Consider the following 23,409-nt stretch of genomic DNA (forward strand, 5'->3'; position numbering starts at 1 on the left):
CAGTTCATACAGGATCACCCCCAGCGAATAGATGTCGCTGCGGGTGTCCACATCCAGCGCGTTGGGTTCCGCCTGCTCCGGGCTCATGTATTGAGGCGTCCCGATCATCCGGCCGAACTGCGTGAAGGCCGTTTTTTCGGTGAGTTCCATCCCGAGCGCCTTAGCGATTCCGAAGTCGATCACCTTCACCACCGGCTTGCCATCGTGGAGCGGGACAAGAATGTTAGACGGTTTCAGGTCGCGGTGGATGATGCCTTTCTGGTGCGCGTGTTGCACGGCCGCGCACACGCCGGTGAAAAGCTCCAGCAGTTCCCTGGCGTCGAGATGGCTATCGGCACAGTATTTCGTAATCGGCACCCCCATGACCAGTTCCATCACGAAGTAGGGCCGCCCGCCTTCCGTGGTCCCCGCATCATGGACCTTCGCGATATGCGGGTGGTCCATCAGGGCCAGCGCCTGTCGCTCCGCCTCGAAGCGTGCGATGATTTCCTTGGAGTCCATTCCCGGCTTGATCACCTTGAGCGCCACCTCACGTTTCACCGGTTGGCTTTGTTCTGCTAGAAAGACAGTGCCGAAACCGCCCTCGCCGATCTGCCGGAGCAACTTGTAGCGCCCGATCATATCGCCCTCCCGCTCACTGCGTGCTTCGAGCCAAAGAGGATCGGCCAAGGGTTCCATGAAAGTTTCATCCGCAAAGTGCGCGGCGATGAGCATCCCGACCTCTTCGCGCAACGCCGGATCGTCCCCGCACGACCCGTCAAGGTAAGCGGCGCGTTCCTGCGGGCACGGGATTTCCAAGGCGGCCTGCAGGATGATTTCCGGAGCGAGGTGATTTGGCACGGCGGGTGGTTCTTGGTGAAAAATTTTGAGACCATCTTTGACCTCGACCTGACTATGCGAAATCCCCCCGGAGATGGGATCAAATTTCCTCGATGGATCGCGAAAAACCGGAGGCTCCGTCAAACGTCCCGTTTCAGTTCCCGGAACAACCAGGCCCGCGCATAAATCCAGTCACGCTTCGCAGTGGGCGTCGAAATGCCGAGGGCCTCGGCGGTTTCCTCGATCGTCATTCCGACGAAATAACGCAACTTGACCACCTCGGCCTTGCGAGGCTCGATTTGGGCGAAGCGATCGAGGATTTCATGGATGGCGAGAATTTCGTCATCTTTCACGGCAGGAACGGCGATGAGGTCTTCCGCGAACCCGGTCCGCTGCAATTCGCCACCATGCCGCACGGCTTTCCGATGCCGCGCGCGGTCGATCAGGATGCGGCGCATCGATTCGGCGGCCGCGCAGAAAAAGTGCTTTCTCCCCTGCCACTGCGGTTCCCCCGGCGAGAGCTTCAGGTAGGCTTCATGAACCAAGGCGGTCGCCTGCAGGGTGTGTGCCTCTGCCTCCTGCCCCAAGCGCCAGGCCGCCAGTTTGCGCAACTCCCCATAGACGAGCGGAATCAGATCTTCCGCCGCTTGCCTGTCTCCCTCGCTTGCTGCGTTGAGGATGAGAGTCACGTTGTCGCTGCCGTGTTCCATTCCACACGCTCCCGTTTTCCCAAAGCCTCTGGCAATCAAAACCGACAGTGAAAGATGATCTACCTCCCTGACCTCGCGTTTTTTAAGGAAAAGGTGTTCCGCTCCAGCAGGCGGGCACTTTGCGACTTCACTCCCGGACCTTAAAAACGGGCCTGGGTCTGCTAGGAATCGAAGTTCCGGAACGGATGTGAGTTGACGGATCAAGGAGTGGTCACCGACAGGCGGCCGAAAAACGGGCCGGTTGCAGGACGTGGAATGTAGCAGATCACGCGGTCCACTCCCGTGCCGTAGAAGTTGGCGGTGGTAACTACGACCACACCGCCTTGGCCGGCGACCGCGGTGGTCCAAGGTCCGGCGAGATCGGTGTCGGACTGGGCGGCGGGTGTGAGGGAAGCCGAGGCACTGGTGCGGCGGAAGGTGAACTTCAGATAGTTTCCGTTAGGAACCGATCCGCCCGGGTTCGTGACCAGTTCGCTGGTGGGAAGCAGCGCGGTGTCGCTGACGGTGGCCGGATTTCCACCGAGAACGAATTCGATGGAATTTGCGATCCCGTCGTGGTCGGGATCGGCGCCGGGCAAGGCGTTGGATCCGGAAAGGTTGTAGGGAGCTCCGGTGACCCAAGTGGTGAAAGGGCTTCCGGCGACCGCAGTGAGCGTCACGGCGGATGAGTCGTTGTACGAGATGGTGAAATTGTTCACTCCGGCGTTGATCGACGAGCCTTCGGAAAGATCCGTGAAGGTGCCGGTCAGAGCACCGGTGTAGGTGATCAAGGTGAGCTTGGTGCCGATTGCCAACGCTACGGGAGTCGTGGCGATATCCGTGGGCGACAACGTGCCGGCGAGCGTGACGTCACCGTCCACATTGACGGCATCAGCCGTCGGAGCACCTGATGAATCGAGCTGGGCCGCCAGCGTCGAGCCGGTTTCCAAAGTGAGCGGACCAGTGAAAAATTCACCGACTCCGACACCCGGAGCGAGCGTGCCTCCGGATTTGACGACGACCGAACCAAAGATGCTGCCGGTGCCGCCGAGGGTGGCGGTCGCGGCAACCGTGACGGACGAAGTGTCGAACACCGCGTTGGCGACAAGCGTTCCTGCGTCGACGAGAGTCGGTGCGGTATAACCCAGCGCCCCTTGCATGACCATGACTCCCGGGCCGGCTTTCGTAACGGGATCGGTTCCGGTCATGATGGTCCCTTCGAAAATCAGGTCCTCTGCCGCCGGACCGTCATCAACGGTGAAAACGAAGTTCGAGTTCACCCGGTTGAAAGTAATTCCGTTGATGAACGAGCTGTTCGGTGAGGCCAGCGTGTGGAGGTTGAAATTGTAATCGGATCGGATTTCCGGAGGCCCGCCGTTTGGCTGGATGGTGGCTCCCGTCATGTTGATCGCGTCGAGATACTGTTCCTGGCCGATGGCGAAAGTGCCACCTAGCAGATTGATGACCGGTGAATTCGTGTAAGCGCCGCCGAGAGCATGGGCCGATCCCGCGGGAATGGCCAATACAGCCCCGGGATTGACCGTGATGGAGGCCAAGCCGAGGTCGGAATTGAAGGCATGCCCCGCCATTTCAATGGTTCCCGCATTGATCTGCATGCTGGTAAGCCCGAAATTTCCTCCCACATAGCCTTGGATCCGCAGCGTGCCGGTGCCGGTCTTGGTGAGCACGCCGCCACCTCCCGCGAAGGAGGTGGTCATGGTCAGGGTGGCTCCGGCAGCGGTGGAAATTTGAGCGGCTCCCCCGGCCAATATAAGTCCCCGGTTGAGGGTGTGGGACACGCTCGCCTCGAGTATGGCGTTCGCTCCGAGCGAGACGGCCGATGTTCCGGAACCGAGACTTCCCGAGTTGTTAGTGATGACCTTTCCGCTTTGGATATCGACTGCTCCGGTGAACGTGTTGGCTCCGGATAGAGTCAGATTACCAGTTCCCATTTTGATCAGCGACCCAAGCCCAGCGATGGGACTGCCGCTCAGGTCATAGCTCTTGGTATTGTTGGTGAAAAAGATGGCCGAGGGATTCACCGGCGCGGCCAGAGTGATCGCAGTGGTGGTGGCGGAATCGTCAAACACGACATTATCCAAGTCGTTGTATGTTGTGGGGTTGCTGCCATCCGTCCAGTTCGCGGTGGTTCCGATGTCCCAGGTGCCGTTCACATTGCCAGCCCAGATACGGTAGGACGGGGTCACCACATTAATATGGACTGCCACGCTGGTGGCAGTTCCGGATCCGTTAGTCACGACCAATGTGTAGTCGCCGGCCTCATCCGGAGCGAGACTGGCATCGGTATAGCTCAAGGAGGTCCCACCAGGGATGTCCGCTCCGTTCCGCTTCCATTGATAGATCAAAGGAGGAAGTCCGATGACATTTGCCGTCAGACTGACGGTGCTGCCGGTAGCGAAAGTGCCACCCCCCGACGGTTCCCTGAGAATTACCGGTTTGTCAGTGACGACGATCGCCGCCAGAGTGGACCGTTTCCCCGCCGTTTTCGGCTGAGGAATGACGCTGATGGTGTCGCTGGTGAAAACCGCACTGGCCGCACTGATGCCCACGGTCCCGCCACCACCATCGGTGTTCGAAGGAGGGTTTTCGACAAATTCGGTGGCATAGGCCACGGTGCTGGTGGTCACCCCATCGGTGATGTCCACATCGTTGAAAACATTCGTTCCCCCGCCGCCGGTGATGGTTGCGATCACGTAGCCGCTTGGAAATTTCGCCGCCAGGCCGGTGAGGTCGACGGAGGGATGCCCGCCGTCGGTGTTGCCGTCGTCGAGATATCCCCAAGTGACTTCGTTGTTCCCCGGATCCACGGTGATTCCAGAAACAAAGCCGGGGATTTTCGCCCCGATCCCGGATTGCCAGGCGTTCGGCGCCGTGACAGCGGCGGAAAGCGTCCCGCCAAACGGGACGGTTTCGCTGATGGGATTACTGCAGTCGAACGGATCGGCGTTGGTCCAGTCGGCTGTATCGATCCCGAATGCCTTGGCCGTGACGGGAAAGCCGGTGGTCTGATAACCCGCACCGTAGCCCACGGTCTGCGGAGTGACTCCCGAGTCGTAATACCACGATTGGAAATTCAAACCCACGGTGGTTCCAGCCTCCGCGGCTCCGAGCATGAGTGCGGCCAGCGGCACCGCCTGGAGGGTGGGTCGCAACACTTTCTTAAACTTGGGGCGTTTCATGATTGATTGAAGATATGGCTTGGAACGGACTGGGGAAATCATGCGGAGGACAACCTAACAATAATTGTTTCCGCTGGCTTTGATACCACTTGAATTAAATCCGAAGACTCTCTTTCAGCGCTGGAGCGTCAAACAAATTTGAAGTGTTTTTCTGCGTCACAAATGATACAGATTGGATCAAATACCGTGATGCCAAAGGCGAAAATCAAATTCGAAATTGCTACAGCACGACGAATGCCTAGTTTCGCGGATATGAGCAATGAGGCGATGACCGCAAGGAGCCATGGAATTGCCCGCCAGGACAAGGTTGTCGGAAAATCCGAGCAAGCGGAGGCCGTGCTGGGCAAAATGATCCGGAGCGGACGCTGGAAGGAAAAGCTTCCGGGAAGCCGCACCCTGGCAGCGATGCTGGGCATCAGCGGCGGCACGCTCGCCAAGGTTCTCAAACGGTTGGAAACGGCGGGCCTGATTGAAGGTGCTGGATTGAGAACGCGTTACAGGATTCGCCATCGCTCCGCGGCAGGTGCGGTTTCCGAGCCGGAAATCATGACATTGCTGGTCATCATTCCGAAAATGCCGGGCAAGCATACGGTGGGTCAGCACTGGCAATTGGCCGCACGCCTGAGTGATTTGTTAGTCCCCAAACGGTGGCGCGTTAGATTTCACACCGCGAACATGGGCGGCGGAGTGATCCGTCACCGCCACTGGGATCGGCTCCTCGCGATGGAAAATCCGGACGCAGTGGTGGCAATCCTGGGAGACGGCATGCTGGCCAAGTGGGCGACACGCCGGGAACTGCGCATTCTGTTCTGCGGAGGAAATGCCGATGGCAACGACATTCCGGTGATCGGGATTTCCACGGCGTCGATGCTTGAACACGCGCTTGGCGAGTTGATGAATCTCGGGCACGCGCGAATCGCATTTCCTTTGTGCAATCGCTCCACGCCGTTCATCCACGCGATCAGGGCGAAATTCCGTGATGTCTCCTCGGCTCGCGGTCTGCCGTTTCGTGAAGGACTTCAAACACCCGCGGTGGCGTTCAACCATCCCAAGGAGTTGCGCCGCATCTTCCGGCGGGTCGATGGCGAGTTCCAGCCGACCGCGTGGATCTGTCTGGATTGGGCGGAATTTCTATGGGTCAAGCGCCAGCTCGAATCGCAAGGTTATCGCATTCCCGCCGACGTGTCGTTGGTCTGTTTGTCATCCGATGAAACGGTGGACTGGATCGAGCCGACGCCCAGTCATTTCAAGCATCCGCTCGAACGCATGGCACGGGAAATGGCGAAATGGGTGAGCGGACCGCGACACGGATTGAAAACGTTCGGCTCTAAGGAGATCGCCGGAACCTGGATCCCCGGCCAGACCATCGGCCCCGCGAAAAACTGAACCCGCCACCACCGCCTAACACATTTATTCCCATCGACATGCTTCCCAATCCGCGATGAAAGCCGACCATTTATCACCATGAATCCGAACAACGATCTGGTCGCATTGCAACGCTCCCCACGGGATCGCGTGCGGTGGCGGAAGGCACGCGAAAAACTGCTAGGCGGACACTGCGCAGCGGCGCTTTCCGACTATCGGGAACTGGTCCGCCACTATGCCGGAGTGCCGGAGCTATGGTTCGAATTCGGAAACGCGGCATCGGGGGCTCTCGATTTCCCGCTTGCAAACCAAGCTTACCGCCGGGCACTGGAACTGGCACCCGGGAACGCTTCGCTGCTTTCCTCCATCGGCCATCAATATCAGGGTTTGCGGCAGTTGGATGATGCGCGGTCCTGTTTTGAAAAGGCGGTTGTCGCCAATCCGGACTCCGTGGACGCGCGGATCAACCTCGCCGTATGGTTGGAAAAAGAACGGCGTCTTCCCGAAGCGTGGGAACAGGTCGAAGCCTGTCTCGCCCGTCATCCGCGGGACGACCAGGCCCGCTATTTCCGGGCGTTCCTGCGGCACCGGCGGAAGGAGACCTCCCTAGCAGAAATGGAACTGCGCGATCTGATCAAGGATGGCCCGCGCTATCCCTACGTGAAATATGCAAGCCGCCATCTGCTCGGCGTGGTGCTTGACGAACTCGGACACTATCAGGAGGCGATGCACTGGCTGCTCGAAGCGAAGATGGTGGTGCGCACGCTCACCGATACTTCCGCTTTGGAGCGCGGCTATGACGAGGGAGAGCGCCGCCGGCAGGAGCTGATGGCATCCCTAACATCAAAGACGATCCGGAGCTGGCGCGAGGAGGCTCCGGCTTCGGAAGGAAGCCACAGGTTCGCGTTTCTCGGCGGCCATCCCCGCAGCGGAACCACGTTGTTGGAGCAGATCCTCGGGGCGAATCCGGAGGTGATGGCGTTCGATGAGCCCGTTGGTTTCGCCCAGGAAATTGCCGGTCACCCGAAAATGGCCGGCCGGAACTCCGCACACGCGCTGGACCAACTACCGGCGACGATACGGGCCGGGATGCGCCAGCGCTATGTCCAAAGCCTGATGCGGGAAGTTCCGGGTGAAAATCCAGCCCGCATGCTGCTGGATAAAAATCCCTCGCCCACGTCGTCGCTCCCCGTTTGGCTGCGGGTTTTTCCCGAGCTCAAGGTGATCATTTCCCTGCGAGATCCACGCGACGTGGTGATCAGTTGTTTTTTCCTCAACATCATGCTGAACGCGACCAACGCGAACTTTCTCAGCATGGAGCGCACGGCGAAACACTACGCGGACCTCATGGGCATCTGGTTGCGGATGCGCGATCTCGGCGGCTTCGACTGGATCGAATCGCGTTACGAGGATGTCGTGGAGGATCTCGAAACGGAGGGCAAAAAGGTCACCCGTTTTCTCGGCCTGGACTGGCACCCGGACCAGGCACGCCATGAGGAAAACGCAAGCGGCAAGATCCTCTTCGCACCGACCTATCATGACGTGACCCGCAAGGTTTACTCCAGCGCCGTCGGGCGTTGGGAGCGCTATGCCAAGGAAATGGAGCCCGTGCGGGCGATGCTGGAGCCCTTTTGCCAGGCATTTGGCTACCGCATTTGATTTCTCCCCAATCCGGTCCTGGAGGATTTAATAACCACTGTTTGCCAATCCTTTCCGCAACCGGTAAGAATCTTGATGTCCGTCCGGCGCTGCCTATGCTTGGCAGACAGTTCCCATATATTTACCTCTCACCGCTCCCATGCCCCCCTTCTACGTCATCGGCCATAAGAACCCTGACACCGACGCGATCTGCTCCGCCATCGGCTACGCAGCCCTCCTCCGCGCCGTCGGCGAGGAGCCCAAAGCCATTGCCGCCCGCTGCGGGGAAATCTCCCAGCGCACGAAATGGGTGCTGGAACGGGCCGGACTCGATGCGCCGATGCTGCTAACCGACGTACGGGTGAACTCCGGCATGATCTGCCATCGCAAGATCATCAAGGTCAGCGTGGCCGATACTTTCCTAACCGCTTATCGCCGGATGCTCGCCGCGGAAATCCGCTGTGTGCCCGTCGAGGATGACGACGGAAATCTCTGCGGCATCCTGCGTTATTTCGATTTGCTCAAGCTGCTCCTCCCCGCCGATACCGAAGGCCTCAGCGTGCGGACCGTCCATGTGTCACTGGCAAAGCTCGCCGACACGCTCAACGCGGAAAGCCTCGGCGCGATGCTGCCGTCGCCGGAGTTCGAGGAAGACCTGATTCTTCTCGTCGGCGCGTCCTCCCAATCCACCATCGACAAGCGGCTCAAGCAGGCGATCGAAGAAGGAAACGTCGGAAAATTCCTCGTCATCTGCGGTGACCGGCCGATCGTGCAGCGCTCGGCGATCGACCACGGCGCGCGTGCGCTGCTAGTCACCGGTGAAAACACCGTATCCGCGGAAATCCTCGGCTACGCGGCGAAAAAAGGCGTCGTCGTTCTGCGCTGCCATCAGGACACCGCGAGCGCCTCGACACTCATCCGTTGTTCTCGGACCGTGCGCCACGTCATGGAGAAGAATTTTCTAACTGTGACGGCCGCGGAACCGATCTCGCGGTTGCGCAAGCACCTCGCCGCCATCGATCAGGACCTCTTCCCCGTCGTCGAACACACTGGCGGGAAAATGATCGGCGTGCTGGCAAAATCCGACCTCGTCGATCCGCCGCGCACCCGTCTCGCGCTGGTGGACCACAACGAATACGCCCAGGCCGTCAACGGCGTGGAGGAAGCGGAAATCACCGAAGTCATCGATCACCACCGCCTTGCAGGCGACCTCGTCTCGCGCGAGCCGATCCGCTATCTGAACGAACCCGTCGGCTCGACCTGCACGCTCGTCGGTCGGAAATTTTTCCACCGCGGCCTGATGCCCGCACCCAGCGTGGCGATGTGCCTGTGTGCCGGCATCGTTTCGGATACGCTCTGCCTGACCTCACCGACGACCACTTTGTTAGACCGCGAGATGCTCACCTGGCTCAGCGGCGTGGCCGGCGTGGATCCGAAGAAATTCACCGATGAATTCTTCGGCGTCGGTTCGCTCATCGCCAACGGCACGCCGGAGGAAATCCTGAATGCCGACCGCAAGGAATTCACCGAGCAAGGACTCTTGGTTAGCATTTCCCAAGTCGAGGAGCGCGATCTTCACGGCTTCGCGGGACGGAGGAAAGAACTTGAGGACGCCCTTAAAGAGCTTTTCACCAAGATGAAATACGATCTCGCCGTGTTGGCCGTGACGGACGTCGCGCTGCATCACAGCATGATCCTCGCCGTCGGCGAGGACTCCGCGCTTTCAAAGCTTCCCTTCGAGCGCCTCGACGAAACCCTCTTCCACGCACCCGGAGTCGTCAGCCGCAAACGCCAGATTTTCCCGGCGGTTTGCGAAGCCATCCAGCTTTCGCGGTGACCTAACAATAGGGGGCGGGGACGTCTCGTCCCCGCGCATGGACGAGACGTCCATGCGCCTTATTCCGCCAGGTATCCGCTCAGCGCTTCCCGCAACGAAGTGCGCGCCCGGAACAGCAGGCTCTTCACCGCGGAAACGGAAAGCTTGAGGACATCCGCGATCTCCTCGTAGGAAAGCTGTTCGTAGCGGCGCAGGACCACCGCCATCCGTTGGGCTTCCGGCAGCGAGGCGATGGCATCATCGACGGCGCGTTGCAGTTCGGATTGCAACAGTTCCGCATCGGGTTGGCGGTCGGGACTGGCCTCGATGAGATTGTTGGAATTCTCCTCGCGCTCGTCGGATGAAACCTCCTTTTTGCGGCTTTTGCGGCGGGTTTCGTTGAAAACCAGATTCCGCGTGATGGTGTAAAGGTAGGTCGTGAATTTCGCGTCCGGCCGATAGCGTTTGGCGTTTTTCCAAATGCGCAGAAACACCTGTTGCGCGATGTCCTCGGATTCGGATGCATTTCCCAGCATCTTGGCGACGGTGCCGATGACCGCGTTCTGGTGGCGCTCCACAAGGCTCCGAAACGCCGCGTGGTCCCCCTCGCCGATGCGCTCCATCAGCGCGAAATCAAGGTCGCAGCCATCGTTTGCATGTGGAGTGGGGTCAGCCTCCATTTTCAGGAAAAAAGGTGTGTCGGCGACGGTGGCGCTGAACATGCGGGAACCAACCTCAGAACCGGCCCAAAGTTGCGAGGGAAATTCATGGCGCGAGAGTCGTCCGACACGGTTCGCTTCAAAGTTCGGCCGATTTCGCCCATTCTTCAACCTCATCATCCAGGAAAACCTCCTCGATCACCTCGCGCGCCCAATCCTCGGTTTTCGCCAGATGATGGAGCATCCGCCAAGCCACCACCTGGGTCGCGGCTTGCTCGCTCCAAACAGTTTCCGCCAGACACTGCCACTCGCGCCCCTTCAGCCGTGCCGGATGCTCCAGCACTTCATGGCAGGCCTCGCTCACCAACAGAGTTTTCTCGATGTCGGGATCGAGTCCCACCGGCGGCACCTCGTAAGGCCGCAGTGGAACTCCGGCTGCGCCCGTCAGTTCGCATTTCGACTTCGCCCGCCTTGCCAGATCCTTGCCGATCCCCTGCAAGGCCAGCGACCGTGCTTGGTGCAGTTCATAACCTTTTCCCATGCCGGAAGTTAGCACGGGAAATCAAACAGGTGGAACCTTGAAATTCGGCGGAATTCTCCTCGAAGCTTCCCATTCCCCGGATGCGTGGTAGATTCCGCGTTGTGAAACTCACGCAGTATCATCCTTCGATCCGGCGCTTGCAGGAAGATTTCGCCGCGCGCGTCGCCCGGCGAAAATACACCGCGGCCCGGGGTCCCCGCCCGCCGAAGAGCAAGATTACGGATAACAGCGAACCATGGCTGAAGAATCCGGATTCGGTGTCCGAGGATTGGTACATCGCCTGCCGGGTCAACGAACGAGTCGAAGCATGGAAACTCCAACAGACCGTTTTGTCAGACAGTTGACCCGGAGTCACCGGGTTTTGGTGATCGGTGGCTTGGCGGTGATCGCTCACGGGCTGAGCCGATCCACATTTGACGGGGATATCTGGCTGGATCCAATGAGTAACAGTGATGAATGGGCTGCTTTTTTGGAGAAGACCTGTTGCGATTTCGGAGGGCTCTCCCTTCATCGTCTTCCCGGCTGGGTGCCTGTTTCCGGGATGGATCTGGTTGATGCGATTGAAGAGACCAGCATGGTCAGGGTTCAAGGACTCGACTGCCCTCTCGATGTTTTTCGAAAGCCAAATGAAATCGAAATCACGGATTTTGACGTGATTTGCCAACGGGCCAAATTGCGAGCAGACGGGACATTGCTTCCTGAGCCACTCGATTTGATCCAGAGCAAGTTGGAAACGGGCCGGGATAAAGACCTCATTGACATCCTGCATCTCGAATCTGTCGTCCGTGCCGACTACAAAAAGCGACTTCCCACCGCTTCATTGGAAGAGGCGTCGCAGATGCTCGAACGTTTTTCCGAGTGGCAGGTCCTGATCCCGGCCATGGAAAATCCCTTCGCGGAAGTGCGGGAACTTGCCATGAGCCACCTCCGTGAGTTCGCGGCGGCGGGTGACCCGTTTTCCCAAGCGATTCTCGAAGGCCGCGAGTTACCGTGAAATCCACTCCACCGCCGACTTCGCGGCGCGGGTGGCGGTGGCGAAACAGCCTTGCATGAGATAGCCGCCGGTGGGCGCTTCCCAGTCGATCATTTCTCCGGCGACGAAGATGCCGGGGAGTTTTTTCAGCATGAGATTGGCATCGATCTCGTTCCAACAGACCCCGCCGGCGGAGGAAATGGCTTCGTCGATCGGGCGCGGTTTTGTCAGCCCGATAACGCAGTGTTTCGCCTCGCGGGCGAGGGAGGCGGCATCGGTCCAAGTGTGGCGCGAAAGGATGGCGTGGGCGGGGTCGCTGAGTTTCCAGCGGACGCGGGCTTCGGTTAGGAAATCGCGACGGACGGATTCCATCTTCGCGACGAGCTGTTCATGCGTGAAGGTGGGTTTGAAATCGATGGCGAGAGCGGGCTCCGGCATGGCGCGGAGGGTGGCACCGAGTTGATAGATCGCACCGCCTTCGAGTCCGTAGCGGGTGACCATGAGCTCGCCGATGACCGTCTGATCACCAACGCTGACGTGGATGTTTTTCAATGGCTTGCCCTCGGCGGCGGCGAGGACTTCGGGCGACCACTCGTGTTCCCAACCGCAGTTGGCCGGAGCGAGCGGGTTCTGGGAAATGCCGAGTTTTTCGAAAATCTCCTGCCACGCGCCGTCGGAACCGGTTTTCGTCCAAGAACCGCCGCCAAGGGCCAGGATCACCGAGTCGGCAGCGGCGGTGGTGCCGTTGGAAAAACCGAGTTGATAGGGATTTCCCGGAGCGAGTGATGTCAGCCGGTGATTCATTTCGAAACGCACGCCGAGTCCGCGCAGTCGCTCGATCCAACGGCGCAGGAGCGGTGCGGCCTTGAGAGCTTTCGGATAGACCCGGCCGCTGGTGGCTTGGAAGGTTTCCACGCCAAGTCCCGCGGCCCATTCGCGGAGGGCGGCGGGATCGAAGCCGGCGATGAGTTTTTCCCACGTTTCCGCAGGTTGGGCCGGGCCGGAGTAGCGGGTGATGAAGCGGTCGAACGATTCGCCGTGAGTGAGGTTCAGCCCGCCTTTTCCCGCGACGAGAAATTTCCGACCGACCGATGGCTTGGCATCGAAAAGCGTGACTTGCAAACCCGCCGAGGCGGCGACTTCCGCCGCACGGAGGCCGGCCGGACCGCCGCCGATGACGGCGAGTTGGGTGTGGGTGGACAAGGCGGCGAGCCTAGTGCCCCGCACAATCGCGTCAAGCGGGTGGGTTGACAGGACAGGCGCGGACGCCCATGGTCCCGCCGTTTCCGCTTTCCGCCTTTATCATGATATTCAAAAGTCTCTGTCGCCACGCCGGTATCGGTGCGAATTCCTATTTGCTGAAATCCGGACACGCCAATGTGGTGCTGGACGCCGGGATGCATCCGAAACACGAAGGCTCCGAGGCGATCCCTCATTACGAGTACCTTGAGCCGCGCATGGTGGACTCGATCATCATCACGCACTCGCACCTCGACCACGTCGGGACGCTGCCGGTTTTCCTCCAGGATCAGCCACAGGCAAAGGTTTTCCTCTCTCCTGAGACCGCCGAACTCGCCACCGCGATGCTCCACAACTCGGTGAACGTGATGCAGGCGAAACGCATCGAGCACGGCATCGCCGAGTATCCGCTTTTCGAGCACCGCGAGCTGGACGACATTGAGGAAGGCTTCGAAACCCGCGGCGTCGAGCGCCCGTTCGACCTCGATCCGGCGGGCACGTTCCGGGGAACATTCCACGACGCGGGGCACATCCTCGGGTCGGTCGGGGTGACCATCGAAGCGGAGGGGAAAAAGATTTTCTACACCGGCGACGTGAATTTCGAGCACAGCACGCTGCAAAAAGGTGCGCTTTTCCCCGAGGACAAGGTGGATGCGTTGATCGTCGAAACCACCCGCGGCGAGCAGGAGCGCGACCCCGGCTACAACCGGATGGACGAGGAAAACGCGTTGGCCGAGGCGATCAAGAACGTCCTCGCCCGCAAGGGTTCGGTGCTGATTCCGGTTTTCGCGATGGGCAAGACACAGGAGGTGTTAGGCATGCTGCACCGCTTCAAGGCGGAAGGGCTGATCCCGAAGAAGACCCCGGTTTACATCGGCGGGTTGAGCACGAAAATGACCAACGTTTACGACCGTTTCAGCACCACCTCGCGCCGCCACTTGCCGAATTTCCGTTTCCTCAAGGACATGGAACTCGAAGCCGGCAGCAAGAAACGCAAAGGACCGATCCCCTTCAACCCCGGCTGCATCTACGCCCTCTCCAGCGGGATGATGTCGGAGAAAACCGTCTCAAATAATTTCGCCCGCCAAGGGGTTTTGGAAAATCCAAAGCACGGCCTGTTTTTCGTCGGCTATGCGGATCCCGAAACACCGGGTGGAAAAATCCGCTCGGCAAAGCCGGGTGATTCGGTCGTGCTCGATCCCGCATTCCCGGCGGTCCCGCTCAACTGCGAAGTGCGGATTTTCGATTTCAGCGGCCATTCCACCCGTGCGGACATCGCCGACTACATCGTGAAGGTCGCTCCTAAAAAGACCTTCCTCGTCCATGGCGACGATGGCGCGGTCGAGTGGTTCCGCCAGGAAATCCAACGCCGCCTTCCCACCACGGAAATCATTGTTCCGGAACCGGGTGTGGAATACACCATCTAACGGCGAACGACGCTTCCCCCCGCGTTCGTAAGGGGGATCAGGGTGGCAATGCAGTTGACCGGGGGAGTCATCCCGCGATACACCGCCGAACGCGGCTTTTCCGCGTGATTTCCCCAATCCCATCATGAACGAAATTCTCACGAACCTCTCGAAGGTCATCCCGGCGCTGGTCATCCTGTCCGTTTTATTCGGCTACATCGGCTGGTCCGCGCGCGGATCCTCGTCCAAAGCGGCTCCCGCCAAGGCCACCAAACCCGCCCCTTCGCCCGAAAAGAGCCAGCAACAGGACCGTGCGAAGAATCTGGAAGCCGCCTTGGAAAAATCCCGCTCCGCTCACAAGGCGTTGAAAACCGAGTTCGACCACCTCCAGGCCGCCTCCATTTCCAAAGAGAGTTTTGACAAAGCCGCCTCCGATCTCGATGCCGCCCGCAAGGCGCTTGATTCGGAAACCAAGCGGATCGCCGCACTCGAAGCCGAGTTGAAGAAATCCCAGGACGCGATCAAACACCTCAACGCCCGCGCCAACGAGACGGACAAGTTGCAGAAAGACCGCAGTTTCAGCCTCGAAAATGAGCTTTCAAAAGCCCGCGAGCAACTCGCCTTGGCGCAAAACCGCCCCGATGACTCTGCGGAACTCCAAGTGGAAATCGAGCGCCTGCGCGAGTCCGTCGCCGTTTCCTCCCGCTACGCCGGAGAAATGAGAAAACGTGAGGCCGCCGCCGTCGAGGCGCTTGAAAAAGCCGAGGCCCGGCTCGCCAATGCCCTCGAAACCGGCCGCGACCTGCCTGCTCCTTCAAAAAGGATCGGCCCGGTGGGCGATTCCAACCGCATCGCCGCCGCCAAGGCCGAGGTACTCCGGCTTGTGGAGCTCAATAAGCAAAAAGCCATTGCCGAGCCGGTAGAGGAAGTTCCCGCCACCATTTTGGAAGTGGAAGCACCCGCGGAAGCTGTTTTGACCGAAATTGAGACTCCCGAGGCATCCGCCGAGGCTGTCGTTACTGAGGTTGAGGCTTCCGGGACATCCGCCGACGCTGTCGTTACCGAAATTGAAGCTTCCGGGACATCCGACGAGGCTGTCGTTACGGAGGTTGAGGATCCCGGGACATCCACCGACGCTGTCGTGACCGAGGTTGAGCCTTCCGGGACGTCCGCCAAGACTGTCCTGACCGAGGTTGAGGCTCCGGAGGCGGAAAAAACCTCCCCTATTCCAGTGGTCGTCAAGCCCCCCATCAGCGGCGAGCTTTTCGCTTTAGATTGATTTCCCATCTGACAACGCTCTTGCCTGAGCACTGAAATCCCACTCTGTCATGCAAGCACCCCTGCGAAATTTCCTCCCACTTTCCCTGCTCCTGATCGGTGCAGCCACTGCCGCCCCAATCCGGAAAGAAACGATTGCCGAGGGTTTTCACGATCCGATGTCGATCAGCGTGGCAGCCGACGGGGACGTCTATTTCGTCGAGCGCGAGGGCAAAATGTTCCGCGTCCGACCGTCGACCGGCGGAGTTTTTGAAATCGGCGACCTACCTGTTTCCGCGCTGCGTTCGACAGATCCAAAGAGCGACTCCGCGGTGGAAGACGGGCTGCAAGGCATCGCTCTGGATCCGAATTTCGCGAAAAACCAGCGGGTGTTTCTCTACTACTCGGTGCCGGACAAGCTGATCGACCGCCTGTCGCGCTTCCAGCTTAAGGACGGGAAACTCGATATTTCCAGCGAGCTGATTCTCATCGACGTGCAAACGCAACGGCACGACCGGATCTGCCATCATGGCGGCTCGGTCCAGTTCGGCCCCGACGGGTTGCTCTACCTCAGCGTCGGCGACAACACCAACCCGTTTGCCAGCGACGGCTACGCTCCCATCGACGACCGCCCGGACCGCATGCCGTGGGACGCCCAGCGCAGCGCCGGCAACACCAACGACCTTCGCGGGAAAATCCTCCGCATCCGGCCGACCGAAAAAGGCTACGAGATCCCGCCCGGCAATCTGTTTCGCAAAAGCACTGACAAGACCCGCCCGGAGATCTTCGTCATGGGTTGCCGGAATCCTTTCCGTATTTCCATCGATTCGAAAAACAGCACGCTCTACTGGGGCGAAGTCGGGCCCGACGCAGCGAACGCCTCCGACAAAGGCCCGGCCGGCCACGACGAGGTGAACCAGGCAAAAGCAGCCGGAAACTTCGGCTGGCCGTTTCTGATAGCAAATAACAAACCTTATCCGATCGTCGATTTCACCACCGGCAAGCCCGGCCGGATGACCGATCCCGCCGCACCGAAGAACACCGGCATCCGCAATACCGGTCTTATCGATCTACCGCCCGGGCAATCCGCCTTCATCTGGTATCCCTACGCCGACAGCCCGGAATTCCCCGCAATGGGCAAGGGCGGGCGCAATGCCATGGCCGGCCCTGTGTTCTATTTCAGCCCCAAGCGGAAATACAACATCCTCCCGAAAGAGGACGACCACACGCTTCTCACCTACGACTGGATCCGCGGAAAAATCTGGAAGGCCAAACTCGGGACCGGCGAAAAGTTGGAAAAACTCGAAGTCCTTGATGAAGGCAACCGCCACCCGATGGACATGGAAATGGCCGCCGACGGTTCGATCTGGCTGCTCGATTACGGATCCGAATGGTGGTTCAACAAAAACGGTTTCCTCCGCCGCATCCTGCCTGATTCCGCCAATCACTCGCCTGAAATCGCAATCGAGCCCGTCGCCGGAAAGGACCGCACCTTCAGCGTGAAATCCGCGACCGACGCCGAGAAAGATCCGATCGTCGTCACGTGGTGGCTCACCACCGGCATCACCGAAAAGAAACTCGGCACGGGTTCCACGATCACGGTTCCCGCCGGTGAAGGCAGTGAAATCCGCGCTGTCGCCTCGGACGGCAAGAGCACTAACGGAATCGCCCGCATTTCGCTGACCACGGAAAAGGCCGCGCCCGAACTCACTCTCAACTTGTCCGGAAAAGCCCCGGACTATGTTTTCGGAAATACCATCGACTTCAAGGTCATCAGTGGAACCGCGCCCGACGCGGCCCAGACAACCGTCTCCGCCCGTTACATCCCCGCAACCGGCCACGATGCCGGCGGCCCGCAGTTTTCACCGGAAATCACGGCGCTTGTCACCGCCAACCAGTGCCTTGCCTGCCATCAAGTGGACCACACTTCGGTCGGGCCGGCCTATCTGAATGTCTCGCTCAAATACCGCGACCGTCCCGATGCTCTCGACTACCTGAAAAACAAAGTCAAAACCGGCGGCAACGGCGCCTGGGGCGAAGTCCCGATGCCGCCACAAATTGCTCTCAAGGACACCGATGCGGATACCATCCTTCGCGCCATCCTCGGCCTATCAGATGGCATCAGCCAATCCAAAGGCAGCCTCAACGGTAAGATCACCCTTCCCTCCAAACCCGCCACCGCGGGCGAAGGCGGAGCGTGGGAATTCACCGCCGAGGCGCCCGGCTTCACCACCGCGAAATTCCGCGTTCCGGCGAAGTGATCTGGAGCGGATCCTCCGAACGTGGCTGGCGCGTCTCGCGCCAGCTACTTCTATCAAAGCACCCCAAATCGCTTCGCCAGAATTTCCCGGCGGAAATTGAAGATGGATTCCAGCTTCCTCCGCACGAAGGCCGCATGGGCGATGGCTCCGACTGGGCCAAAGCTGAGACCATAGTGAACCAAATCGGTCATCAGCACGCCGCGGGGAATCTCCTCGAAGGTGTGGCGGTGGTGCCAGAATTTGTAGGGCCCGAAGCGTTGCTCATCGACGAAGGATATGCCGTCCTCGACCGATTTGATTTCCGTGATCCATGAAACCCAGACAAAGGGAAAAATCTCAATCCGATAGGTGATGATCTGGCCGTCGTAGAGCCGCTCGCCGGGTTGGTTGACGATCTCGAAGCCAATGTCGCGCGGAGTGATCTCGTCGAGATTCCGTGGCGTGGAGAAAAACTCCCAAGCGGCTTCACGGGAAATAGGCAGCCGTTGTTCCTGGACGAGTGTGTAAAGTTTCATGGCTGGCGCAATCTGGCTCGCGAGCGGTTTCACACAAGGGACAAACCTCAGTCGTGCAGATAGGTCTTCGGTCGATAGAACCACGCGAACGGGATGAACAACACGGTCGTCGCCAGCACCAGCCAGGTGAAGAAACGGAAGTAGGCGGCACCTTCGAGCTTGCTCTGGCCGCCGCAGAACTCGGTGCGGGTGAAGCCGGATTGGCTGGGCATTTCCTTGATGCCGAGCTCGGCGTTGCGCCGACCGAGCCAGGTGTCCATGCCCGGTGGCGGGTCCATGCTGTTTTTCGTGATGATAATGCCGATGTCCCACTGCGTTTTGTTAGTCCGGTCCGGTCCGTCACTGGAAATCCGCGCGTGCGACGAGTCGATGAGGTCGTAAACAATCGGGTTACCCCACGGGTCCCTTGCATCGCCTATCAGCTTTCTGCCCGCCTCATTGGAAGGAAACTCGCCGCCAGCCGCGGCCTCGATGCGGGTGGCGGCGGCGGTGAATGCGGGGCGTCCGGGGATTTCCAAGGAATCCATCTGCCCTTGATTGCAACGCGCCACCAGATCGTCATCGGTGCCGGTAACGCCGTCGTAGCCCGGCAACGAAATCGTGCGCGGCGAGGTTTGCCAATCTGCTGGTAGTTTCGCCGTTGCTTGTTCGAACTGGATGTCGCCGGTAGACGGGATGGCGATGAAGTGATTCACCTGCGCCGTGAACTGGTTGCCACCCCACACGGAAAGCCAGAACAGCGACATCACCCAGGATTTCATCGCCTTGGGAGCCTGCGTGTAGGCGAACTCGAGGCCAACAATGGAGACCATGATTTCCGACGCGGTGATGATCACATAGGCACCGATCTGCCAACCGACGGACGGACGGTGTCCGGCATCGATCCAAGTTTGAATCAGCGTGGTTAGACCGAACGACGCGGTCATCAGGATCATGCCGAGTCCGATCTTGCGCAGCGGCGTGAGTGGAAAAACCCGGTTGAGCCACGGATAGATGACGAACGTGAAAAGCGGGATGTAAACGAGAATGAGGATCGGATTGACCGCCTGGATCTGGGATTCGAGCCAGGTAATGCCGAGAAATTTCAAATTCATCTGCTCCGCCTGCAAGACCCACGAGGAACCGGTCTGGTCATAGAGCGACCAGAAGACCGCGATGAAGGTGAACAGCGGAATCAATTTCCCGAGCGCGACCATGCCCTCCCGCGAGAACGCCTCCTTGAAAAAGCCAAAGCCCGAAGCCGGGATGTGGACGAAGCGGTTCCGCCCCATCCAAAACATGAATGTCGCGATGGCCATCAAAACGCCGGGAACACCGAACGCCCAGTGCGGGCCCCAATACTTCAGCAGCCAAGGCGTCATCAGCGTGGAGAAGAACGAGCCGAAGTTGATGGAGAAGTAGAACCAGTTATAGATTTTTGAAATCAGATGGTGGTTCCGTTTCCCGAACTGATCACCGACATGGGCGGAGACGCACGGTTTGATTCCCCCCGAGCCGATGCAAATCAGCAGCAGGCCGGAGAACAACCATTGCGGGGAATGTCCATAGTTGCCCATGCACGCAAGCGCGGCGTGACCTAGACAATAGACGATGGAAAGCCAGAGAATGGTCCGGTATTTTCCGAGGAAAACATCGGCGATCAGCGCACCTAACAATGGTGTGAAATAGACCCAGCTGGCAAATTGATGAAAATTTCCGACCGCCTGGTTGTCCGACATGCCATGCGCTCCCCTGCCGTCCATCAGGTGAAGGTAGCTCACCATGAACACGACGAGAATCGTGCGCATTCCATAGAAGGAAAACCGTTCCGCCGCCTCGTTGCCGATGATGTAGGGAATGCCGGGCGGCATTGTCTCGGTTTCTAACGGCGTGGTTCGATGGGACATGGGTGCTAGCGGTTGATGACTTCGCGGAAGACGTTTTCCAGTTCGATGATGATCGCGGGCCAACCGAGTGTTTCCGCCGTCCGGCGGGCTCCGCCTCCCAGCTTGGCGCGGAGTGATGGCTCCAGCAAATCCACTGCGGCATCGAGAAACGCGGCTTCATCGCCTTTTCCGACTTTAAGAAGGTTTTCCCCGTGGCTGCCGTGCCAGCCGGCGGCGGCATAGTCGTAGCCGAGGACGGCGAGACCGCTCGACATGCCTTCGATGAGGACGTTTCCGAAAGTTTCGGTCTCGCTGGGGAAAAGCATGATGTCACAGGATGCGCAACAGGCGGCGAGACTCTCGCCGGTTAGATAGCCGGGAAACAGGACGTCGGGATGATCGCGCATGAGCTTCGACCGGGCGGGACCATCGCCGATGACCATGCAAACCATCTCCGGGCAGGCTTGTTTCATCTTCGCGAAAGCGCGGATCGCAAGGCCAATGTTCTTCTCGGTGGAAACGCGACCGACGACGAGAGCGATGGGCGTTTCCCCTGTGACACCGTATTCCCTGCGGAGTGCCTCACTGCGGCGGGCGGGAGAAAACAATTCCGTATCCACGCCGCGACCGAGGACGGACACTTTCGAGAATCCGGCTTGGATCAATTTTTCACGCGCATCGGGCGACGGGACGAGCGTGCGATCGAGCCGGTCGTGAAACCATTTCTGATAGCGCCACACCTGTTTGCCGACCCAGTGAACACCGTAGTTCTGGAGATACTCGCGGAAGTTCGTGTGAAACCCGCCGACGACCGGGATGCCGAGCTTGAGTGCGGCGGCGGCGGCGGAAAATCCCAAGGGAGTTTCGATGGCGACGTAGATAACGTCCGGGCGATTCTTTTTCCAGCGTCGGTAAAGTTCGCCGGGCCAGGGAGCGCCGACCTTGATTTCCCAGTAGCCCGGCAACGGCCAGGACAGAACGGTGGTTTCATTTTCGCCGTTAGAACTGCCAGAGCGGATGATTTCCACCCGGTGCCCGAGGCCGCGCAGGCCGTTGCACAATCGGCCGAGCGAGAACGAGACGCCGTTGATATCGGGCACGTAGGTGTCGGTGACGACCTCGATCCACAGCGGCTTTGTTGGAGATTCCGAACTCACGCGTTGTTGGATTTTCTAGCGGATTCCACCCAGAGTTTTTTCAACAACGAGACCGTCCTGAGATGCAGCGCCCGCTGGTCGCCAGCAACACTGTCGGAGGTGAGGAGACGGGTGACCTTGAGGGCGGTGGTGAATTCCCCGGTCGCCGGATTCAGGTAGCGCGGGTATTTCATCAGGGCCCCGCAGACGAGTTCTTCCAGCGTGAGTTTCCGCTGTCTGCGGACGCATTCCAAACGGTCGGTGGTCAGGCCCCACGCGGCGTAGAAGGGCATGCCGTAGGTGACGACGGGTTTGTTGCGGATCAGGGCCTCGAAGCCGACAGTGGAGGTCATCGTGTGGACTTCGTCGCAGACATCGAGCCAGTCCAGGACATTTCCTTCGGTCACGGCGAGGTCGCAGGCTTCCGCGAAACCGGCGGGCAGGACATTGCCATGTCGGGCTCCGGCGACGAGATCCGGGTGGGCTTTGAAAATGAGGAAGGCATCGGGCTCGGCGGCACGGACGCGGCGGAGGAGTTCGATGTTGGATTTGATGTCGGGGCTTCCGAAGGCAATGGAGGCATCGGCCTCGACCTGGCCGGGGGCGAGAATGACCTTGCGGCCGTTGACGAGCTTCGCGTCAAGGGAAACACGATCACCAGTTAGATTGTATTTAGTCAGGCGCTTTTCACGCAGGATTTCGATCAACTCGCGGGCTTCGGCGAGATCGGCGTCGGTGAAACCGCGGTTGAGCAGGTCTTCCAGATCCGATGGTGCTCCGGCGTCGAAATAGATGCCGCGCGAGTCGAGGACCCACGAGTAGGGAAAATTGAACGCGGCCCCGAGGCCTTTCGAGCGGATGAAGCCGTCTTCGACGCGGAGTGCGTTGGCCCGGTCGATTTGCGGTTTGCGGCCCCAGACTAACAATCGCGCGTCGGGACGGGCTTCGGCGAGATCGTTGACCTGGGTGAGTTCGCCGGCAGGGCTGCGCAGGTAGTCGGTGACGATTCTCCGTTTCCACGGCGAGAAGCCAACGGTGACTGAGCGGCCGCTGTTGCGGCGGAACATTTCCTTTTGCAGGGAGAGGTGGTCGAGGATTTCAGCGAGGCCGCAGGGCTCACGGGTGTCGGGATCAAAGTAATGGCCGTAGCGCAGGTAGGCGGCTTCGAATAATCCGGTGAGACCGACAGCGCGGTGTGAAACGGTTTTCCCGCGATCCTCAGTTAGACCACGGCCGGCGAAGAACGGGCTGCCGTAGGTGATGACTTTTTTGCCGTGGATCAAGGCCTCCATGCCCATCAGCGAGCTGCCAACCATTACCGTGGGGCAGAATGAAAAGCACTGCGCCGGTGAGAGGTCGGGAGAGAGTAATTTCACCCGTGCGTCCAACAGAAGGTCTTGTGAAAAGCAGGAATGTTTTTTCCGAAACAGATGATCCGGATGCGCCCTCACATAAACCGGCGCTCCGGCGGACGCGTCGAGCGCATCGCGCAGCATCCGGTCAAAATCCTTCACCGCGAGCCCACCATAGCGGATGGCGGCATCGCCGCGCGATTGATCGACGACGAGGATGCCCTCTTTTTCGGGAAGCGGTTCGTCGCGGTATTCGCCGGGGAACCAGTTGTATTTCGAGGCCCCGATTTCGCGGAAGCGGGCCATCAGTTTTTCAGGATCTCCGATTCCGGCATCCTTGCGCATCCAACCGGTGGGTTGTCCCGATTCCAGATGAGTTAGAAGATCGGATTTGCTTTCAGGATCATAGTGAATCCCGTTAGAATCCGCGATCACACCGTAAACTGTCGAACCATGTCCGGTGCGGATGGAGCGGACGAACGAATCTTCCAGTAGCAACAGCCTGCCGCCCTTGCGCCGCGCGGTCTGCATGGCGGCCCGGCCGCTTGGGCGGTATCCCCAGCCGACGAGGATGGGTTTTCCGTCGGGCTCCTGCTGCTGCAAAAAGGCCGAAAGCAACGGATGGCTCAATACCTTGCGATAAATCCATGCGGCTTCCCCCTGCAACTCTTGCTTCAT

18 protein-coding genes are annotated in these 23,409 nt (G+C 59.6%); 8 read left to right on the forward strand and 10 right to left on the reverse strand.

Features of this window, described 5'->3' with window-relative positions:
• The 3 genes from ABIQ96_RS06255 to ABIQ96_RS06265 all read right to left on the reverse strand — a co-directional run.
• The coding region (locus tag ABIQ96_RS06255) for a serine/threonine-protein kinase (RefSeq protein WP_348213706.1) at positions 1-840 on the reverse strand (840 nt) is incomplete at its 3' end.
• A gap of 119 nt (positions 841-959) precedes the next feature.
• Positions 960-1,529, reverse strand: coding sequence for a sigma-70 family RNA polymerase sigma factor (locus ABIQ96_RS06260; protein ID WP_348213707.1), 570 nt, complete (start codon positions 1,527-1,529; stop codon positions 960-962).
• Between the two features lie 200 nt (positions 1,530-1,729).
• Positions 1,730-4,708, reverse strand: coding sequence for an autotransporter-associated beta strand repeat-containing protein (locus ABIQ96_RS06265; protein ID WP_348213708.1), 2,979 nt, complete (start codon positions 4,706-4,708; stop codon positions 1,730-1,732).
• 234 nt (positions 4,709-4,942) lie between these two features.
• On the opposite strand from ABIQ96_RS06265, the gene ABIQ96_RS06270 reads away from it, so the two are divergent.
• The 3 genes from ABIQ96_RS06270 (at position 4,943) to ABIQ96_RS06280 (ending at position 9,548) form a co-directional block, all read left to right on the forward strand.
• Entirely contained in the window at positions 4,943-6,094 is a 1,152-nt protein-coding gene (locus tag ABIQ96_RS06270) for a substrate-binding domain-containing protein (protein WP_348213709.1), read from the forward strand.
• Between the two features lie 78 nt (positions 6,095-6,172).
• A complete protein-coding gene (locus ABIQ96_RS06275) occupies positions 6,173-7,732 on the forward strand; it encodes a sulfotransferase (protein ID WP_348213710.1) in 1,560 nt (519 codons plus the stop codon).
• Positions 7,733-7,871: 139 nt separating this feature from the next.
• The gene (locus ABIQ96_RS06280; RefSeq protein ID WP_348213711.1) at positions 7,872-9,548 is read left to right on the forward strand and encodes a putative manganese-dependent inorganic diphosphatase; all 1,677 of its coding nucleotides are present in this window, start codon (positions 7,872-7,874) and stop codon (positions 9,546-9,548) included.
• Positions 9,549-9,607: 59 nt separating this feature from the next.
• Here ABIQ96_RS06280 and ABIQ96_RS06285 read toward each other — a convergent pair whose 3' ends face one another.
• Together ABIQ96_RS06285 and ABIQ96_RS06290 are read right to left on the reverse strand one after the other, a co-directional pair.
• The gene (locus ABIQ96_RS06285; RefSeq protein WP_348213712.1) at positions 9,608-10,249 is read right to left on the reverse strand and encodes a sigma-70 family RNA polymerase sigma factor; all 642 of its coding nucleotides are present in this window, start codon (positions 10,247-10,249) and stop codon (positions 9,608-9,610) included.
• A gap of 76 nt (positions 10,250-10,325) precedes the next feature.
• The gene (locus tag ABIQ96_RS06290) at positions 10,326-10,727 is read right to left on the reverse strand and encodes a phnA protein (RefSeq protein WP_348213713.1); all 402 of its coding nucleotides are present in this window, start codon (positions 10,725-10,727) and stop codon (positions 10,326-10,328) included.
• A 101-nt stretch (positions 10,728-10,828) separates the two neighbouring features.
• Between ABIQ96_RS06290 and ABIQ96_RS06295 the strand changes: the two genes are divergently transcribed.
• Together ABIQ96_RS06295 and ABIQ96_RS06300 are read left to right on the forward strand one after the other, a co-directional pair.
• Positions 10,829-11,071: a hypothetical protein gene (locus ABIQ96_RS06295; RefSeq protein WP_348213714.1), complete on the forward strand. Its 243-nt coding sequence runs from the start codon at positions 10,829-10,831 to the stop codon at positions 11,069-11,071.
• 197 nt (positions 11,072-11,268) lie between these two features.
• Entirely contained in the window at positions 11,269-11,721 is a 453-nt protein-coding gene (locus ABIQ96_RS06300; protein WP_348213715.1) for a hypothetical protein, read from the forward strand.
• Here the strand turns inward: ABIQ96_RS06300 and ABIQ96_RS06305 are convergent.
• Positions 11,713-12,903 carry a TIGR03862 family flavoprotein gene (locus tag ABIQ96_RS06305; protein ID WP_348213716.1) on the reverse strand — a complete coding sequence of 397 codons (1,191 nt, stop codon included), beginning with the start codon at positions 12,901-12,903 and terminating at the stop codon, positions 11,713-11,715. The two genes, ABIQ96_RS06300 and ABIQ96_RS06305, sit on opposite strands and share 9 nt — an antisense overlap.
• A gap of 101 nt (positions 12,904-13,004) precedes the next feature.
• Here ABIQ96_RS06305 and ABIQ96_RS06310 point away from each other — a divergent pair, with 101 nt between their 5' ends.
• The 3 genes from ABIQ96_RS06310 to ABIQ96_RS06320 all read left to right on the forward strand — a co-directional run bounded on the left by ABIQ96_RS06310 (position 13,005) and on the right by ABIQ96_RS06320 (position 17,863).
• Complete coding sequence (locus ABIQ96_RS06310) at positions 13,005-14,366, forward strand: MBL fold metallo-hydrolase (RefSeq protein WP_348213717.1); 1,362 nt, start codon at positions 13,005-13,007, stop codon at positions 14,364-14,366.
• Between the two features lie 124 nt (positions 14,367-14,490).
• Positions 14,491-15,624, forward strand: coding sequence for a hypothetical protein (locus ABIQ96_RS06315; protein WP_348213718.1), 1,134 nt, complete (start codon positions 14,491-14,493; stop codon positions 15,622-15,624).
• Between the two features lie 49 nt (positions 15,625-15,673).
• Positions 15,674-17,863 carry a PQQ-dependent sugar dehydrogenase gene (locus tag ABIQ96_RS06320; RefSeq protein WP_348213719.1) on the forward strand — a complete coding sequence of 730 codons (2,190 nt, stop codon included), beginning with the start codon at positions 15,674-15,676 and terminating at the stop codon, positions 17,861-17,863.
• Between the two features lie 53 nt (positions 17,864-17,916).
• Here ABIQ96_RS06320 and ABIQ96_RS06325 read toward each other — a convergent pair whose 3' ends face one another.
• Genes ABIQ96_RS06325 through ABIQ96_RS06340 form a run of 4 tightly spaced genes read right to left on the reverse strand, consistent with a single transcriptional unit; the run spans position 17,917 to position 23,409 of the window.
• Complete coding sequence (locus ABIQ96_RS06325; protein ID WP_348213720.1) at positions 17,917-18,378, reverse strand: SRPBCC family protein; 462 nt, start codon at positions 18,376-18,378, stop codon at positions 17,917-17,919.
• Positions 18,379-18,425: 47 nt separating this feature from the next.
• A complete protein-coding gene (locus tag ABIQ96_RS06330) occupies positions 18,426-20,264 on the reverse strand; it encodes a POT family MFS transporter (protein ID WP_348213721.1) in 1,839 nt (612 codons plus the stop codon).
• A 5-nt stretch (positions 20,265-20,269) separates the two neighbouring features.
• Complete coding sequence (locus tag ABIQ96_RS06335; RefSeq protein ID WP_348213722.1) at positions 20,270-21,400, reverse strand: glycosyltransferase family 1 protein; 1,131 nt, start codon at positions 21,398-21,400, stop codon at positions 20,270-20,272.
• Positions 21,397-23,409: a capsular polysaccharide biosynthesis protein gene (locus ABIQ96_RS06340; protein ID WP_348213723.1), complete on the reverse strand. Its 2,013-nt coding sequence runs from the start codon at positions 23,407-23,409 to the stop codon at positions 21,397-21,399. Before ABIQ96_RS06340 ends, ABIQ96_RS06335 begins: the two co-directional genes overlap by 4 nt.

The sequence above is a fragment of the Luteolibacter sp. genome (assembly GCF_039920825.1).
Classification (GTDB): Bacteria; Verrucomicrobiota; Verrucomicrobiia; order Verrucomicrobiales; family Akkermansiaceae; genus Luteolibacter.

Excerpts from the sequence above, each read along its gene's own strand:
- ABIQ96_RS06340 (WP_348213723.1), bottom strand. The coding sequence starts at position 23,409 with ATGAAGCAAGAGTTGCAGGGGGAAGCCGCATGGATTTATCGCAAGGTA.
- ABIQ96_RS06265 (WP_348213708.1), bottom strand. The coding sequence starts at position 4,708 with ATGAAACGCCCCAAGTTTAAGAAAGTGTTGCGACCCACCCTCCAGGCG.
- ABIQ96_RS06325 (WP_348213720.1), bottom strand. The coding sequence starts at position 18,378 with ATGAAACTTTACACACTCGTCCAGGAACAACGGCTGCCTATTTCCCGT.
- ABIQ96_RS06300 (WP_348213715.1), top strand. The coding sequence starts at position 11,269 with ATGGATCTGGTTGATGCGATTGAAGAGACCAGCATGGTCAGGGTTCAA.
- ABIQ96_RS06290 (WP_348213713.1), bottom strand. The coding sequence starts at position 10,727 with ATGGGAAAAGGTTATGAACTGCACCAAGCACGGTCGCTGGCCTTGCAG.
- ABIQ96_RS06285 (WP_348213712.1), bottom strand. The coding sequence starts at position 10,249 with ATGTTCAGCGCCACCGTCGCCGACACACCTTTTTTCCTGAAAATGGAG.
- ABIQ96_RS06315 (WP_348213718.1), top strand. The coding sequence starts at position 14,491 with ATGAACGAAATTCTCACGAACCTCTCGAAGGTCATCCCGGCGCTGGTC.
- ABIQ96_RS06275 (WP_348213710.1), top strand. The coding sequence starts at position 6,173 with ATGAATCCGAACAACGATCTGGTCGCATTGCAACGCTCCCCACGGGAT.
- ABIQ96_RS06280 (WP_348213711.1), top strand. The coding sequence starts at position 7,872 with ATGCCCCCCTTCTACGTCATCGGCCATAAGAACCCTGACACCGACGCG.
- ABIQ96_RS06320 (WP_348213719.1), top strand. The coding sequence starts at position 15,674 with ATGCAAGCACCCCTGCGAAATTTCCTCCCACTTTCCCTGCTCCTGATC.
- ABIQ96_RS06330 (WP_348213721.1), bottom strand. The coding sequence starts at position 20,264 with ATGTCCCATCGAACCACGCCGTTAGAAACCGAGACAATGCCGCCCGGC.
- ABIQ96_RS06260 (WP_348213707.1), bottom strand. The coding sequence starts at position 1,529 with ATGGAACACGGCAGCGACAACGTGACTCTCATCCTCAACGCAGCAAGC.
- ABIQ96_RS06310 (WP_348213717.1), top strand. The coding sequence starts at position 13,005 with ATGATATTCAAAAGTCTCTGTCGCCACGCCGGTATCGGTGCGAATTCC.
- ABIQ96_RS06270 (WP_348213709.1), top strand. The coding sequence starts at position 4,943 with ATGCCTAGTTTCGCGGATATGAGCAATGAGGCGATGACCGCAAGGAGC.